This is a genomic window from Bacteroides sp. AM44-19 (assembly GCF_003603395.1).
Taxonomy (GTDB): Bacteria; Bacteroidota; Bacteroidia; order Bacteroidales; family Bacteroidaceae; genus Bacteroides; species Bacteroides uniformis.
The window spans coordinates 110,567-125,146 of the sequence record NZ_QTNB01000005.1 but is presented as its reverse complement, the minus strand read 5'-3'; the positions used below and the strand labels follow the sequence as shown (position 1 = coordinate 125,146).

Here is a 14,580-nt window from a genome sequence, read left to right as displayed (position 1 = left end):
ATGCGTCTTTTTATGCCCTATCTGTCAGTTCTTTAACAGTCAGCAATCGTACATAAATGCTAATTTGTCAGTCTTTGCCGTTAACCGCTGTTAAGTCCTAAATATCCTCTGTTAAAAGAGAACAAAAAAGAGTGACAAGCGGAATAACTGAACGTTTTTTGTCGTTATTTTAACGTCGTAATGTTAAACGAAACTTGAATATTAACAATTTAAAGAATAGGAAGAATAGTATGAAACAGACAACAAAAAACATCCTTGGAGTTGCGGCTATCGTGCTCCTGAGCTCTGGAGTGGCTGGATTGACCACTTATAAGATGCTGAATAAGGAAAAGCCTGCCGCATTCAGCGAGTTGTTCCAACAGAACCCGAATAATCTGCTGCCGGCAGCTTTCCATGCAACGGATGCCCAGCCTGTGGATTTGACACAAGCAGCGGAGAGTTCGCTCCATGCTGTAGTGCATATACGTGCCACTCAGTTGAGTAAGACTCAGACGGTGCAAGAACAGCCGGATATTTTTGACTTCTTCTTTGGAGACGGTCGTGGACGCCAGCGCCAGATACAGACCCAGCCGCGTGTAGGTTTCGGTTCGGGTGTCATCATCTCCAAAGACGGATATATTGTGACGAACAATCACGTGGTGGAAGGTGCTGATGAAATCACCGTGAAACTGAATGACGACCGTGAGCTGAAAGGACGCATCATCGGTACTGACCCCAGCACGGACTTGGCATTGATTAAGATTGAAGGGGATGACTTCCCGACAATTCCGGTTGGTGACTCCGACCAGTTGAAGGTGGGAGAATGGGTATTGGCAGTAGGTAATCCGTTCAACCTGAACTCTACCGTAACAGCTGGTATCGTCAGTGCAAAAGCCCGTTCCATTGGCTCTTCTGCCTCCAATGGACAAGCTGCAAACATCCAGTCTTTCATTCAGACGGATGCTGCCATCAACCAAGGTAATAGTGGTGGTGCGTTGGTGAATGCCAAAGGCGAGCTGGTTGGTATCAATGCCATGCTTTACTCACCCACGGGTGCTTATTCCGGCTATGGTTTTGCCATCCCTACCAGCATTATGACAAAGGTGGTAGCCGACTTGAAACAGTTTGGTACCGTGCAGCGCGCGCTCCTTGGCATCAAGGGTAGTGATTTGAGCACAGACCTGCAGATGGACGAACGCTGGACCGAAGAACTGAAGAAGAAGGCCGACGAACTTGGTGTGAAAGAGGGTATCTATGTGGCCGAAGTTGTTGAAGGTGGTTCCGCTGCCGGCATCTTGAAGGAAAATGATGTAATCATAGCATTGAACGGCAAGAAGATTCACAAGTTCTCGGATTTGCAGGAAATGCTGGCAAAACACCGTCCGGGCGACAAAGTGAAGGTAACAGTGGTTCGTGACAAGAAGGAAAAGGAATTCGAAATCACGCTGAAGAATGAGCAAGGCACTACGAAGGTAGTGAAGGATGCCGGAATGGAAATCTTGGGTGCAGCCTTCAAGCCCGTATCTTCCGAGCTGAAGAAGCAGTTGAACCTGGGTTACGGTCTGGAAGTTACCGGGGTTACCAATGGCAAGATGGCCGATGCAGGTATCCGCAAGGGCTTCATCATTCTGAAAGCCAACGGAGTGCCGATGAAGACGGTGGACGATTTGGAAAAGGCGATGAAAGAGGCAAGAAAGTCTCCTGAGCAAGGTTTGTTCATCACCGGTATGTTCCCGTCAGGAAAACGTGCAATGTATGCCGTTGATTTGACTCAAGAATAAAAAATAGGGATAGTTAGGTAAGAAGATTGTAATATTAGCTAACAATAGCGAAAAAGGGGGTGTCGGTACAATACATACCGGCATCCTTTTTGTTATATAGGATAAGATATAAATAAGGTGAAAAAGTTGGGATGAAATTATTGTAACAAAATAATTTGTCGTACCTTTGCAACCCAAATCTGTATTATAAGAATGAGACAACTTAAAATTACAAAAAGTATCACTAACAGAGAGAGCGCTTCTCTTGACAAGTATTTGCAGGAAATCGGTCGCGAAGACCTCATTACTGTTGAAGAGGAAGTGGAGCTCGCTCAGCGCATCCGCAAGGGTGACCGTGTTGCACTGGAGAAATTGACACGTGCCAATCTGCGTTTCGTTGTATCTGTGGCCAAGCAGTACCAAAACCAAGGTTTGAGTTTGCCCGACTTGATTAACGAGGGTAATTTAGGACTGATCAAGGCTGCCGAAAAGTTCGATGAAACACGTGGTTTCAAGTTCATCAGTTATGCAGTATGGTGGATACGTCAGTCCATTCTGCAGGCTTTGGCAGAGCAGTCGCGTATTGTACGTCTTCCGTTGAACCAGGTAGGCTCGCTGAATAAAATCAGCAAGGCCTTCTCCAAGTTCGAGCAGGAAAACGAACGTCGTCCGTCTCCTGAAGAGCTTGCCGATGAACTGGAAATCCCTGTTGACAAAATCTCTGATACGCTGAAGGTGTCCGGCCGTCACATTTCGGTGGACGCACCTTTTGTAGAAGGAGAGGACAACAGCTTGCTCGATGTGCTGGTCAACGACGACTCCCCTATGGCCGACCGCTCTTTGGTGAACGAGTCTCTTGCGAGGGAAATTGATAGAGCTCTTTCTACGTTAACCGATAGGGAAAAAGAAATCATACAGATGTTTTTCGGTATCGGACAGCAGGAAATGACATTAGAGGAAATCGGCGACAAATTCGGCTTGACCCGTGAGCGTGTGCGTCAGATTAAGGAAAAAGCAATCAGAAGATTAAGACAAAGTAATCGTAGTAAATTGCTCAAATCTTATTTGGGATAAATAAGAAATATCAGTTTCCGACAAATAGAAGGAATTAAAAAACCGTACGTCTTTAGTAGGCGTGCGGTTTTTTTTATATCTTTGCCCCCATTGATAATTCATAACTTATAACTCATAACTCAATGAAATACGTTCGTATACTTTGTGCCGTAGCTTTGGTTTTTGCGTTGTGCTCGGCTTTTACAATGAAAGATAAGGAAAAGGCTGTATATGCTTTTGGTGTGGCGGCTTCTTTCAATGACTCCATCGTATATTATACAGACATCCAGGTATTGGACAGCGTAAAGCTGGATAAGAATGGATTCTTGCCCAAGCGTGATTTATACACTTACCAGCTCAAGAATTATCTGGAGTATAATCTGAAGAAGCCGGACTATACTTGCATGATTTATTTCTCTGAAAACAGGAAAAAGTTGGAAAAAGAGGCTGTAAAGGTAAAAGGTAAGTATAAGAAGAGTAAGAATATGGTTTTGCAGGTGGTGAAGCCCGAGGCTTTCACATTTACAAAACCGCAGGAATAAAATTTCAAGTATGAAAACAAAACTATATCTTATTTTTTTCTTCGTTTTCCCCTTGTTCATGTCGGCGTGTCGTGGTGATGATCCGATGCCTGATCCTCCGGTTGATGGGAAACGTACTGTGCTGGTATATATGGCAGCGGATAATAGTATAAATCCATTGGCTAGCTTTACGGATGGGGATTTGGAGGAATTGAAAGCTGGGATGGCTTCAATTGATAATACATCTGATATGCATTTATTGGTGTATATAGATACGGGATCTCCTCGTTTGATTGAAATTGAAAATAAAGGTGGTACTGTTGTTGAAACAATAGTCAAAGAATACGAAGATAGAAATTCATGTGGAGTAGCTGAGACACAAGAGGTATTCAATGATGTGTTTGGGAATTCTTTATATAAAGCGGAAAGTTATGGTTTGATTTATTGGTCGCATGGGGAAGGATGGATACCTACTCCATTGCCTTCTACTCGCTGGATAGGAAATGATAAGACTGGAGGAGGGCATTATATGAATATTGAGGACTTGAAGTTAGTATTACAGAACGCTCCTCATTTTGACTTTATTATGTTTGATGCTTGCTTTATGCAGTCGGTGGAAGTCGCGTATGAGTTGCGTGATTGTTGCGATTACTATATTGGTTTCCCTGCTGAGAATCCAGGTCCAGGTGCTGCCTATGATAGAATGTTTCCATTTATATTTCAGAAAGGTGCAGCGGTAGAAATGGCTATTGGGACTTTTGCTGCTTATGATGAAATTTATACTGGAAAAATAGGGAGTAATAGCAATTGGACAATGGGTACTGCTATAGATGTGCTGAAATCTTCTGAGCTTGAGAACTTAGCTGCTGCTACAGCAAATGCTTTGTCGGGAGTGACAGCAGATAGGGAAGTTCTTCGATCATCGGTCTTTGATTATGATCAGCGTAAAGTAGGATCGTCTTATTATGTAGGCTATTATGATTTCGTAGAAATGATGGAAAAACTTGTTGTGGATGAAGTTGTCTTGGATGAATGGAAGCAAGCATATGATGCAGCTTCTGTCTGTTGGAAAAAAACGCCAATGATTTATTCGATGTCTGTTGGTATGTTCTCCATGAAGCGGGCAAATGGGGTTAGCCATTATATACCTTCCACTGCCACTTCTGCTGCTGCTCAAGCTGCTAATGCCGCTTATCGTTCTACTTCATGGTATAGTGCTGTCGGTCTTGCTCGGCTTGGTTGGTAAGCTTATAAAAACTTGCATACTGAACGGATTATTATAGGTGTAAAAACTTGTAATAATCCGTTTTTTTATGCCTATTCTTATTAAAAATGAGTCTTTTAATAATATTTTCCTTTGGAAATTATGTTTTATTGAAAATAATTATTTTCTTTGCATCGTCAAACTTAAAAAACGAAGAATTATGAAATATGTAATCATTGGCGGTGTAGCAGGTGGAGCCACGGCAGCCGCCCGACTGAGAAGAGTGGACGAAATGGCTGAAATCCTTTTATTGGAGAAAGGCCCTTACATCTCGTATGCTAATTGTGGTTTACCTTATTATATAGGTGGAGTGATAGCAGAGCGCGAGAAGCTGTTGGTACAGACACCCGAATCTTTCGGCAAGCGCTTCCGCATTGATGTGCGTGTGCAGAATGAAGTAATCGCCATCCATCCCAAAAACAAGACCGTTACCATACGCAATGTGGAAGGCAAGGAGTACGACGAAAGCTATGACAAACTTTTGCTTTCTCCCGGTGCCAACCCCGTGAAGCCCCCCTTGGAAGGCATTAATTCCGAAGGCATCTTCACGTTGCGCAATGTAGAAGATACCGACCATATCAAGGCTTATATCTCGGACAAGCAGGTGAAACGCGCCGTGGTGGTAGGTGCCGGTTTCATCGGATTGGAAATGGCGGAGAACCTGCATCATGCCGGTGTTCATGTGTCTGTAGTCGAAATGGGTAATCAGGTGATGGCACCTATCGACTTCTCTATGGCGGCACCTATTCATCAGCATCTGTTGCAGAAAGGCGTCTCTCTCTATCTGGAAGAAGGAGTAACCCATTTCAAGCGTACGGACAACGGAATCACCGTATTCCTGAAAAGCGGAAAGGCCATTCCTGCCGATATGGTGTTACTCTCCATCGGTGTGCGTCCTGCCACTGCATTGGCGCAACAAGCCGGCTTGAAACTGGGCGAGATGGGCGGTATCTGGGTAGACGAACACTTGGAGACTTCCGAAAAAGACATCTATGCTGTGGGCGATGCCATCGAATATCCTCATCCGCTGACCGGAAAGCCCTGGCTCAATTATCTGGCAAATCCTGCCAACCGCCAGGGACGTATCGTTGCTGATAATATGGTGTTTGGCAATACTGTTTCCTACGAAGGAGCTATCGGCACCTCCATTGCCAAAGTATTCGACATGACGGTAGCCTCTACGGGCCTTGCAGCCAAACGCTTGAAGCAGTGGGGCATGGAATATCAAAGCTCGGTGACTCACTCGGCATCTCATGCCGGTTACTATCCGGATGCCCTACCTTTGACCTTGAAACTGACTTTCCATCCCAAAACCGGTAAACTCTATGGTGCGCAATGTATCGGTTACGAGGGAGTGGACAAGCGAATCGACCAGATAGCCGGACTCATCAAGCGGGGTGGCACAGTCTACGATTTGATGGAGACGGAGCACACGTATGCGCCTCCTTTCTCCTCGGCCAAAGACCCCATCGCTATTGGCGGCTATGTAGCATCGAACATTATCAGCGGTGCTATGCCTGTCATCTCTTGGCGCGAGCTGGTAGAAGAGAAGGATAAAGTGATGCTGATAGATACCCGTACGCCCGAGGAATTCTCTTTCGGCACCATTCCGGGAGCCGTCAATATTCCGTTGGACGAAATGCGCGAACATTTGGCAGAGATACCTACAGACAAGCCGGTAGTGCTTTTCTGTGCTGTGGGGCTGCGCGGTTATCTGTCCCTGCGCATCCTGATGGGGCGCGGCTATCGCAATGTGCGCAATCTGATAGGTGGTTATAAGACCTACTCCACGGCAACAGCACCTCTGCCGTTTCCATCTGCTCCGGCAGGCGGCGGCTCTTCTTCTTCGGTAGAGGCTGCTACTGATGATGTTCCTGCGGATGCATCAGTGTCCAAGAAGGAAACGTTGAAGATAAATGCTTGCGGTTTGCAATGTCCGGGACCTATCATGCAGGTGAAAAAGGCGATGGATAGCATTGCTGTGGGCGAGCGTGTGGAGATTGTGGCAACCGATGCCGGTTTTGCACGCGATGCTTCTGCCTGGTGTGATACGACGGGAAATAAATTGATAGAGAAGCATGACGAGAAAGGACGCTATACGGTAGTCATCGAGAAAGGTGCTCCGGCTTGTACATCTGCTTCCAATGTTTCCGCAGCCAGGGGTAGGGGAAAGACGCTGATTCTGTTCAGTGACGACCTGGACAAAGCGCTGGCAACCTTCGTACTAGCAAACGGAGCAGCGGCAACGGGACAGAAAGTAACCATTTTCTTCACCTTCTGGGGACTGAACGTCTTGAAGAAAGTGCAGAAACCCAGTGTGCAGAAGGACTTCTTCGGCAAGATGTTCGGCATGATGCTGCCGTCCAGCTCTTTGAAACTGAAGTTGTCGCAGATGAATATGTTTGGCATGGGCAGCCGCATGATGCGCTTCTTGATGAAGCGCAAGGGAGTGGATTCTTTGGAGTCGTTGCGCTCGCAGGCATTGGCGCAGGGAGTGGAATTCATTGCTTGCCAGATGTCTATGGATATGATGGGCATCCAGCACGAAGAACTTCTGGATGAAGTAACCATCGGCGGCGTGGCTACCTATATGGAACGTGCGGACAAGGCAAATGTGAACTTATTTATATAGGAGGACAAGATATGGAGACTTTATGTAAAATCCGTGATGTTTATCGGGCTATTGCCGAGTTCGAGGTGCAGTTTACGCAGATGTATGATTTATCGCTGAATGAAGGAATGTTGTTGTGCACGCTGCTCAATACTCCTAAGCTTACCTCTAGTGAGATAGCCGAGGCACTGGGTTTGTCTGCCTCCAACACTTCAAAGGTCATTCGCTCTGTCGAGGGAAAGAAGCTCATTACCCGTCTGATAGGTAAGGAAGATAAGCGTCAGATGCGTTTTTCTCTTACGACAGAAGGCAAGAACCGGATTTCGGATATTAAGAATGCTACTTTCGAATTGTCGGGGTTGTTGCAGCAGGTAGTTAGCCTCGTATAGTTTTGTGTAAAAGCGAATTAATATCGTGTTTGCAGGAAGTTAATATCCTGCGGACACGATATTTGTTTTTTGTAGGACACGTTGTTAGTATCGTGTATTGCACGTTATTAATTGTTTGTATCTGTTCATGTATACTGTTTTTGTTTTGCTTGAATAAACCTGTAACACAGAAAGATGGAGGAGATGTTGGAGGCGTTTTTTAAACGTTCGTTTAATGAACGCAAAGATAAGCCGTATTTTTTGAACTAACAAAATGTTTAATAAAAATATTTCCAAAGTAATTTTTATTTCATATTAATATATTGATTTACAATAATATAAGTCTGATATTTAACATCTTAAAGTTCTGTTCCTTTTTAACTTTTATGCCTCTACTTATTTTCTTAAAAATAGACGTTCATTAAACGAACGTCTATTGAACGCTTTTCTACTTCTAATTCGTTCGGTAACAACGTTTTATAAGCGCTTGTCTGCAGATACGGTTCGAAAGAGTAAATGACTCAATCGGACCGCGAAGCGTACCCAAAACAAACTTCCGATTATTTATTAAACTCCTACAAGTGGTTGAAACACAGAAATATTGGTTCGCAGCCCGTACACTAAGCAAACAAGAATTTGCAGTTAAGAAGCGTATCGAAAATCTTAATCTGGAGGAAGGTATTGATGTGGAGTGTTATCTTCCTACTCGAACTGTAATTTCACAGTTGAAGTACCGTCGGAAGCGTAACGTGGTTCCGGTTGCCCGTGGATTGATTTTTATTCATGCCACCAAACAGTCTGCTTGTGACATACATAATGTTTATGGTGTCCAGGTTTTTTATATGAAGGATTTTTCCACTCATTCCATGCTGGTTGTTCCCGATAAACAAATGCAGGATTTCATGTTCGTCATGGATTTGAATCCCGAAGGTGTTTGTTTTGACAATGAACCTCTTACCGTTGGCAAAAAGGTTACAGTTGTCAAAGGGGAGTTTAGCGGCATTGAAGGTGAAATCGCCACAGAAGCCAACAAAACTTATGTTGTTATCCGCATTACGGGTGTTTTAGTAGCAAGCATTAAAGTGCCCAAATCCTATCTGAAGGCAATTAATGACTAAGCGACTCTCTGTCATCCTAATCTTCTTGAAGGATATTTTTTCTTTCCGATAAATAATAAAAAATCAATATAAAGATGAATTCTTTACTTTCCCGTGCTCTTGAGCTTCAACGGATGGCTCATGAACTTATGTATTTGGATACGAATGGTAGTCCTATTTATTCTGATGAATTCTGTCGTTTAAATAAAGAAGTTCTGACCCGTTCCGATTCTTTATTTTCCGAACAAAGCTCTGATATTGAAGAAGAGGGAAATCTGTGTCTTGCTCTGCTGATGGGGTATAATGCCACTATCTATGATAATGGAGATAAGGAGCGGAAAAAACAGGTTATTTTGGATCGTATCTACAATATTATGAGTCAACTTCCGGCATCTTTATTAAAAATGCGTTTACTGACATGGGGATATAGTGAAACGTATGATGAAGAATTGGCTCATGAAGCACATCAACTTATTGAAACGTGGAATATTTCAGACTTAACGGATGAACAGAAGGAAATAATAGAAGAATTGAGAAATTTCGAGGAGAATCAATATCCGTGGGAAGAAGTGCAAGAATAAATTTCCGCAAATCTATCAGGTTCTTAATATTACAATTATAATCAATGAAAAATTTTGCATTAATTGGAGCGGCGGGTTACATTGCTCCCCGTCATCTGCGTGCCATCAAGGACACCGGAAACCGCTTGGTTGCGGCTTATGATAAATTTGACAGTGTTGGGATTATGGATAGTTTTTTTCCGGAAGCATCCTTTTTTGTCGAACATGAATTGTTTGACCGTCACTGTACGAAACTGAAAGGTACTGACAAGCAAGTTGATTATGTCTCTATTTGTACTCCTAATTATCTTCATGATGCACACATGCGTTATGGGTTGCGTTTGGGGACTGATGTGATTTGCGAAAAGCCCTTGGTCTTGAATCCTTGGAATGTGGATGCCTTGGAAGAAGTGGAGAAAGAAACCGGACACCATATTTATACAATACTTCAACTTCGTCTGCACCAGTCTATTATTGATTTGAAGAAGAAAATAGAGAACGGTCCTAAAGATAAAATTTATGATGTGGACTTGACGTATATCACTTCACGTGGCAATTGGTATTATACAAGCTGGAAAGGTGATGTACACAAGAGTGGGGGAATTGCGACCAATATCGGCGTGCATTTTTATGATATGCTTTCATGGGTGTTTGGTCCTGTAAAGAAGAATATTGTTCATGTATATACACATGACCGTGCAGCAGGATATCTGGAGTTGGAAAGAGCGCGTGTCCGTTATTTTTTAAGTATAAACTCAGACAATCTTCCTGAAAATGCAGTACAAGGGGAGAAGCTTACTTATCGTACAATCAATATTGACGGTGAAGAATTTGAATTCAGCAAAGGTTTTACGGAATTGCACACTGAAAGCTATAAGGATATTCTTGCCGGTAAAGGTTTTGGTATTGAGGATGCACGTAATGCAATCAATATCGTGTATGATATTCGTCATGCAGAACCCATCGGTTTGAAAGGTGACTACCATCCTTTGGCAAAACTGCCTTTAGCCAAACATCCATTTGGGTGGTAAATAATTCTTGAGAATGAAATGGTTATGGATATGAAACTTCAAATGGTTGACCTTCATGGTCAATATTTAAAGATAAAAAAGGAAGTGGATACGGGTATTCGGCAAGTCATTGAAACTTCTGCTTTTATTAATGGCCCTCAAGTAAAAGAATTCGCTTCCAATCTGGCAACTTATTCCGGTTGTAAACATGTAATAACTTGTGGTAACGGGACAGATGCTCTTCAGATAGCATTGATGTCTTTAGGCTTGAAACCGGGAGATGAGGTTATAGTGCCTGCATTTACGTATGTTGCTTCTGCAGAGGTGATTGGCCTTTTAGGTTTGATTCCTGTGATGGTGGATGTAGATTATGCCACTTTTAATGTGACAGCTGCCAATTTGGAAAAGGCGCTAAGCCCGAAGACAAAGGCTATTATCCCGGTACATCTTTTCGGTCAGTCTTGTGATATGGAGCCTATCATGCAGTTTGCTGTAAAACATCACTTGTATGTTGTGGAGGACAATGCACAAGCCATCGGTGCTACATATACTTTTTCCGATGGCACTAAGAAACATACCGGTACCATTGGTCATATAGGATGTACTTCATTTTTCCCTTCAAAAAATTTGGGCTGTTATGGTGATGGAGGAGCAATCCTTACCAATGATGATGTATTGGCCGAACAGCTTCGTATGATAGCCAATCATGGTCAGCGGATAAAGTATCACCATGCGGTTATCGGATGCAATTCTCGTCTGGATACTGTTCAAGCTGCGGTTTTGAACGCCAAATTGAAACATTTGGATGAATATTGCCTTGCTCGCCGTGAAGCGGCACAATATTACACTTCACATTTGAAGGATGTGCGAGGCATCATTACGCCGGAAGAGTTGCCTCAAAGTACTCATGTTTATCATCAATATACTTTGAAGGTATTAGATGGTAAACGTGATGCCTTGAAACAGCATTTGGCAGATGCCGGTATTCCTAGTATGATTTATTATCCGTTGCCCTTACAGCAACAAGAGGCATTCCAAAAAATAACACGTGCTGCAGAGTCTTTGGATAATGCTGAAAAATTGGCATATTCCGTTCTTTCCCTTCCTGTTCACACCGAACTGACTACTGAGCAGCAGGATTTGGTTATTGATAGCATAAAAGATTTCTTTAAATAAATACACCTATGCAAGATTTTTTTGCTCATGAAACAGCAACCATCGATGATGGTTGCCGGATTGGTGCGGGTACAAAGATATGGCATTATAGTCATATCATGTCCGGATGTGTGCTTGGAGAAAGATGCAATATCGGTCAGAATGTGGTGATTTCTCCAGATGTGGTATTAGGGAATAATGTAAAGGTTCAGAACAATGTATCAGTCTATACTGGTGTGACGTGTGAAGATGATGTTTTTTTAGGTCCTTCTTGTGTCTTTACCAATGTTACCAATCCTCGTAGTGCTGTCAACCGTAAATCCGAGTACGCCAAAACTCATGTTGGCAAAGGTGCCACTATTGGTGCCAATGCCACCATCGTTTGTGGACACGATATTGGTGAATACGCATTTATCGGTGCTGGTGCGGTAGTTACTAAAACTGTTCCTGCTTATGCTTTATTGGTTGGTAATCCTGCCCGTCAGATGGGTTGGATGAGTGAATACGGTCATAGGCTTGACTTTGATGAAGATGGGGTTGCAGTCTGTCCGGAGAGTAAGGAACGTTATCGGTTGAAAGAAGGTAAGGTTGCTAAACTTTAATTTTTAGTTCTTTAATTTTTAATTTTGTTTGAAGGTTATGTATAATAAGTTAGTAAATAAAGAGGCTAAACTGGCATTGGTCGGTTTAGGTTATGTAGGTTTGCCCATTGCTCTGGAATTTGCAAAGAAGATTTCAGTAATTGGTTTTGATATCAATGAGTCACGTTTGGTAAAGATGCGCGAGGGGATTGATCCTTGTGGGGAACTGGATGGTTCAGCCTTTGAAAATGTAGATATAGAGTTTACTTCCTCTATTGAGAAGCTGAAGGAAGCTTCTTTCTTCATTGTAGCCGTTCCTACTCCAATTGACAAATACAATAAGCCGGATTTGACCCCGTTGTTAGGTGCTTCCCGTTCAGTGGCTAAAGCCTTGAAACCGGGTGATTATGTGGTTTATGAATCTACGGTCTATCCGGGCTGTACGGAAGACGACTGCCTTCCCATTTTGGAAGAGGTAAGCGGATTGAAAGCCGGCATAGATTTTAAATACGGCTATTCTCCGGAGCGTATCAATCCGGGAGAAAAGGTGCATACTCTGCCCAACACGATTAAGATTGTTTCTGGTTGCGATTCAGAAGCTTTGGATGTTGTGGCCAAAGTATATGAGCTTGTAGTAAAACCGGGTGTTCATCGTGCGCCGAATGTAAAAGTGGCTGAAGCGGCAAAGATTATTGAAAATACCCAGCGTGATGTCAATATTGCTTTAATGAACGAGCTTTCCATTATTTTCAGCCGTATAGGTATCAATACTTACGATGTGTTGGAAGCTGCCGGAACCAAATGGAACTTTTTGAAATTCTATCCGGGTTTGGTAGGAGGGCACTGCATCGGCGTTGACCCTTATTATTTGGTTCAGAAAGCCAGCGAGTTGAAATATCATTGCCAGATAATCAGTGCGGGCCGTTATATAAACGACAGTATGGGCGGATATATTGCCAAGAAACTTGTGAAACGTTTGATTTCGTTAGGCAAGGGGGTACTTGGTGCCCGTGTCCTTGTGATGGGGGTTACTTTCAAGGAGAACGTAGCGGATATCCGTAATTCAAAAGTTGTTGATATTATTAATGAACTCAGGGACTTCGGATGCGATGTAGATGTGGTTGATCCACACGCAGACAGTGATGAAGTTCAGAAAGAATACGGTTTCCGATTGGTGGAAAAACCACGGGATAATTATGATGCAGTGGTTGTGGCTGTGGCCCACGATGAATACAAGAATCTGGATGATAAATATTTTAAGGGTATGACGTACGATCATGCGGTGCTTGTGGATATTAAAGGAATATATAGAGACAAGATTCATTCGTTGAAGTATTGGAGTTTGTAGTGAAAAGACTATCTTTGCGGCAGGTATGAATACAAAAAGAGGAATGAACTTTGCTCTTTAGTGAAAAATAGGAGGATATAATGATGACTACGGATGACATGTTGAAGTTAAAAGCTGTTACTCTCTATATTTTAAAGCAATGTGGCGAGTTGGATTTCATCCATTTGTTCAAAATTCTATATTTTGCGGAACGCCAACATTATGCTACTTATGGGAAGCATCTGGTGAAGGATACGTTCTGTGCGTTGGAGCGTGGTCCTGTTCCTTCTTTTTTGTATGATGCCGTGAAGGTTGCAACAAATTCGGCTCATGCTGTAAAAGGGTCTTTGTTACGGCAATTAGCGGATTCATTAAAACCGGGAAATGCAGAATGTTACTATTTTGTAGGAGCTGCCGAAGAACCGGATATGGATGAGTTGAGTAAGGCTGACCTTGCGTGTCTGGATGCTTCCATAAAAGAAAATTTGTCGAAGGATGCCAAGCAATTGTCCAAAGATTCGCATGATGTAGCTTGGCAAACGGCATGGGATGCAAGGAGTGCATCACCTATGAATCCGCTATTGATGGCTCAGGCAGGAGGCGCAACTTCCGGATTTGTAGAATATCTGAAAGAACAATCTGAGATTGACGATTATTTGCAGGGCAGATGAAGAAAGGAACCTTTGAAGACCTTTTACCGCAAGAAACGGTAGAACGCATGTTGCTGTCTAGAGTATCTGTTGGTGAGGTGTTCAGAATGCACTTGGGGAAAGAAGAGAACATCAAGGGTAAGAATCCGGGAGATGATGGCCGCAATAAATATTTTGTTGTCTTGGGACATGACTTGGATGGAAATGCCATAGGAGTTGTTATTATAGACACAGAAATAAATCCTAATTTGCCTCCAAGACGGCAACAGATGCACTACCAATTGTCTGCAAAGAAATATGCTTTTCTAAAAGAGAAAGATCGTTTTGTAGATTGTTCTGATTTGAAAACGATTACCGGTAAACGTTTTAAAGAATTGTTTGGGAACGGTAAAGCTAAAGGTACCATTATGCAAGATGACCTTGAGTTGATTAAAGGTGCTGTGATTAGCTATGAAGATGCTTCGCCTAAAGCATTGAAACGTTTCGGGCTAATACCTTAATATTCTTCTCTTATAGGTCGTGATAATTTACTCAAGTATGCTCAACTTTTATCCGGGAGTCCTGCCTATATCTGTTCACTTTACCCTTCACACTTCGGAAGTTTTTCTTTAATACTTTGAATGTTTTTTGTTAATGATTGAGGC

At 42.9% G+C, this 14,580-nt stretch carries 14 protein-coding genes; all 14 read left to right on the top strand.

Going from position 1 to position 14,580, the window contains the following annotated elements; genetic code table 11:
* The first annotated feature begins 230 nt into the window (after positions 1 to 230).
* The 14 genes from DW947_RS09845 (at position 231) to DW947_RS09780 (ending at position 14,436) form a co-directional block, all read left to right on the top strand.
* On the top strand, positions 231 to 1,760 hold the full coding sequence (locus DW947_RS09845) for a Do family serine endopeptidase (RefSeq protein WP_005831283.1): 1,530 nt from the start codon (positions 231 to 233) through the stop codon (positions 1,758 to 1,760).
* Positions 1,761 to 1,952: 192 nt separating this feature from the next.
* On the top strand, positions 1,953 to 2,813 hold the full coding sequence (locus DW947_RS09840) for an RNA polymerase sigma factor RpoD/SigA (protein ID WP_002561589.1): 861 nt from the start codon (positions 1,953 to 1,955) through the stop codon (positions 2,811 to 2,813).
* Positions 2,814 to 2,935: 122 nt separating this feature from the next.
* Complete coding sequence (locus DW947_RS09835) at positions 2,936 to 3,334, top strand: hypothetical protein (protein ID WP_117963166.1); 399 nt, start codon at positions 2,936 to 2,938, stop codon at positions 3,332 to 3,334.
* Positions 3,335 to 3,344: 10 nt separating this feature from the next.
* The gene (locus tag DW947_RS09830; RefSeq protein WP_117963164.1) at positions 3,345 to 4,559 is read left to right on the top strand and encodes a clostripain-related cysteine peptidase; all 1,215 of its coding nucleotides are present in this window, start codon (positions 3,345 to 3,347) and stop codon (positions 4,557 to 4,559) included.
* A 178-nt stretch (positions 4,560 to 4,737) separates the two neighbouring features.
* Positions 4,738 to 7,209, top strand: coding sequence for an FAD-dependent oxidoreductase (locus DW947_RS09825; RefSeq protein ID WP_087333046.1), 2,472 nt, complete (start codon positions 4,738 to 4,740; stop codon positions 7,207 to 7,209).
* Positions 7,210 to 7,220: 11 nt separating this feature from the next.
* Positions 7,221 to 7,577, top strand: a complete 357-nt coding sequence (locus DW947_RS09820) for a MarR family transcriptional regulator (protein WP_005831273.1) — start codon at positions 7,221 to 7,223, stop codon at positions 7,575 to 7,577.
* 560 nt (positions 7,578 to 8,137) lie between these two features.
* Positions 8,138 to 8,674 carry a UpxY family transcription antiterminator gene (locus tag DW947_RS09815; RefSeq protein WP_022400843.1) on the top strand — a complete coding sequence of 179 codons (537 nt, stop codon included), beginning with the start codon at positions 8,138 to 8,140 and terminating at the stop codon, positions 8,672 to 8,674.
* A gap of 74 nt (positions 8,675 to 8,748) precedes the next feature.
* Entirely contained in the window at positions 8,749 to 9,234 is a 486-nt protein-coding gene (locus tag DW947_RS09810; protein ID WP_005831269.1) for a UpxZ family transcription anti-terminator antagonist, read from the top strand.
* 44 nt (positions 9,235 to 9,278) lie between these two features.
* Positions 9,279 to 10,244, top strand: coding sequence for a Gfo/Idh/MocA family oxidoreductase (locus tag DW947_RS09805; protein WP_005831267.1), 966 nt, complete (start codon positions 9,279 to 9,281; stop codon positions 10,242 to 10,244).
* Positions 10,245 to 10,262: 18 nt separating this feature from the next.
* Positions 10,263 to 11,399 carry a DegT/DnrJ/EryC1/StrS family aminotransferase gene (locus DW947_RS09800; RefSeq protein ID WP_005831265.1) on the top strand — a complete coding sequence of 379 codons (1,137 nt, stop codon included), beginning with the start codon at positions 10,263 to 10,265 and terminating at the stop codon, positions 11,397 to 11,399.
* 8 nt (positions 11,400 to 11,407) lie between these two features.
* On the top strand, positions 11,408 to 11,980 hold the full coding sequence (locus DW947_RS09795) for an acyltransferase (RefSeq protein ID WP_005831263.1): 573 nt from the start codon (positions 11,408 to 11,410) through the stop codon (positions 11,978 to 11,980).
* 37 nt (positions 11,981 to 12,017) lie between these two features.
* Entirely contained in the window at positions 12,018 to 13,307 is a 1,290-nt protein-coding gene (locus DW947_RS09790; protein ID WP_022400839.1) for a nucleotide sugar dehydrogenase, read from the top strand.
* 80 nt (positions 13,308 to 13,387) lie between these two features.
* A complete protein-coding gene (locus DW947_RS09785) occupies positions 13,388 to 13,957 on the top strand; it encodes a Panacea domain-containing protein (RefSeq protein WP_022400838.1) in 570 nt (189 codons plus the stop codon).
* A complete protein-coding gene (locus tag DW947_RS09780) occupies positions 13,954 to 14,436 on the top strand; it encodes a hypothetical protein (protein WP_022400837.1) in 483 nt (160 codons plus the stop codon). The genes DW947_RS09785 and DW947_RS09780 overlap by 4 nt, the downstream gene beginning before the upstream one ends.
* Positions 14,437 to 14,580 lie beyond the last annotated feature (144 nt).

Excerpts from the sequence above, each read along its gene's own strand:
- DW947_RS09805 (WP_005831267.1), top strand. The coding sequence starts at position 9,279 with ATGAAAAATTTTGCATTAATTGGAGCGGCGGGTTACATTGCTCCCCGT.
- DW947_RS09785 (WP_022400838.1), top strand. The coding sequence starts at position 13,388 with ATGATGACTACGGATGACATGTTGAAGTTAAAAGCTGTTACTCTCTAT.
- DW947_RS09845 (WP_005831283.1), top strand. The coding sequence starts at position 231 with ATGAAACAGACAACAAAAAACATCCTTGGAGTTGCGGCTATCGTGCTC.
- DW947_RS09790 (WP_022400839.1), top strand. The coding sequence starts at position 12,018 with ATGTATAATAAGTTAGTAAATAAAGAGGCTAAACTGGCATTGGTCGGT.
- DW947_RS09835 (WP_117963166.1), top strand. The coding sequence starts at position 2,936 with ATGAAATACGTTCGTATACTTTGTGCCGTAGCTTTGGTTTTTGCGTTG.
- DW947_RS09810 (WP_005831269.1), top strand. The coding sequence starts at position 8,749 with ATGAATTCTTTACTTTCCCGTGCTCTTGAGCTTCAACGGATGGCTCAT.
- DW947_RS09780 (WP_022400837.1), top strand. The coding sequence starts at position 13,954 with ATGAAGAAAGGAACCTTTGAAGACCTTTTACCGCAAGAAACGGTAGAA.
- DW947_RS09795 (WP_005831263.1), top strand. The coding sequence starts at position 11,408 with ATGCAAGATTTTTTTGCTCATGAAACAGCAACCATCGATGATGGTTGC.
- DW947_RS09830 (WP_117963164.1), top strand. The coding sequence starts at position 3,345 with ATGAAAACAAAACTATATCTTATTTTTTTCTTCGTTTTCCCCTTGTTC.
- DW947_RS09820 (WP_005831273.1), top strand. The coding sequence starts at position 7,221 with ATGGAGACTTTATGTAAAATCCGTGATGTTTATCGGGCTATTGCCGAG.
- DW947_RS09825 (WP_087333046.1), top strand. The coding sequence starts at position 4,738 with ATGAAATATGTAATCATTGGCGGTGTAGCAGGTGGAGCCACGGCAGCC.
- DW947_RS09840 (WP_002561589.1), top strand. The coding sequence starts at position 1,953 with ATGAGACAACTTAAAATTACAAAAAGTATCACTAACAGAGAGAGCGCT.
- DW947_RS09800 (WP_005831265.1), top strand. The coding sequence starts at position 10,263 with ATGGTTATGGATATGAAACTTCAAATGGTTGACCTTCATGGTCAATAT.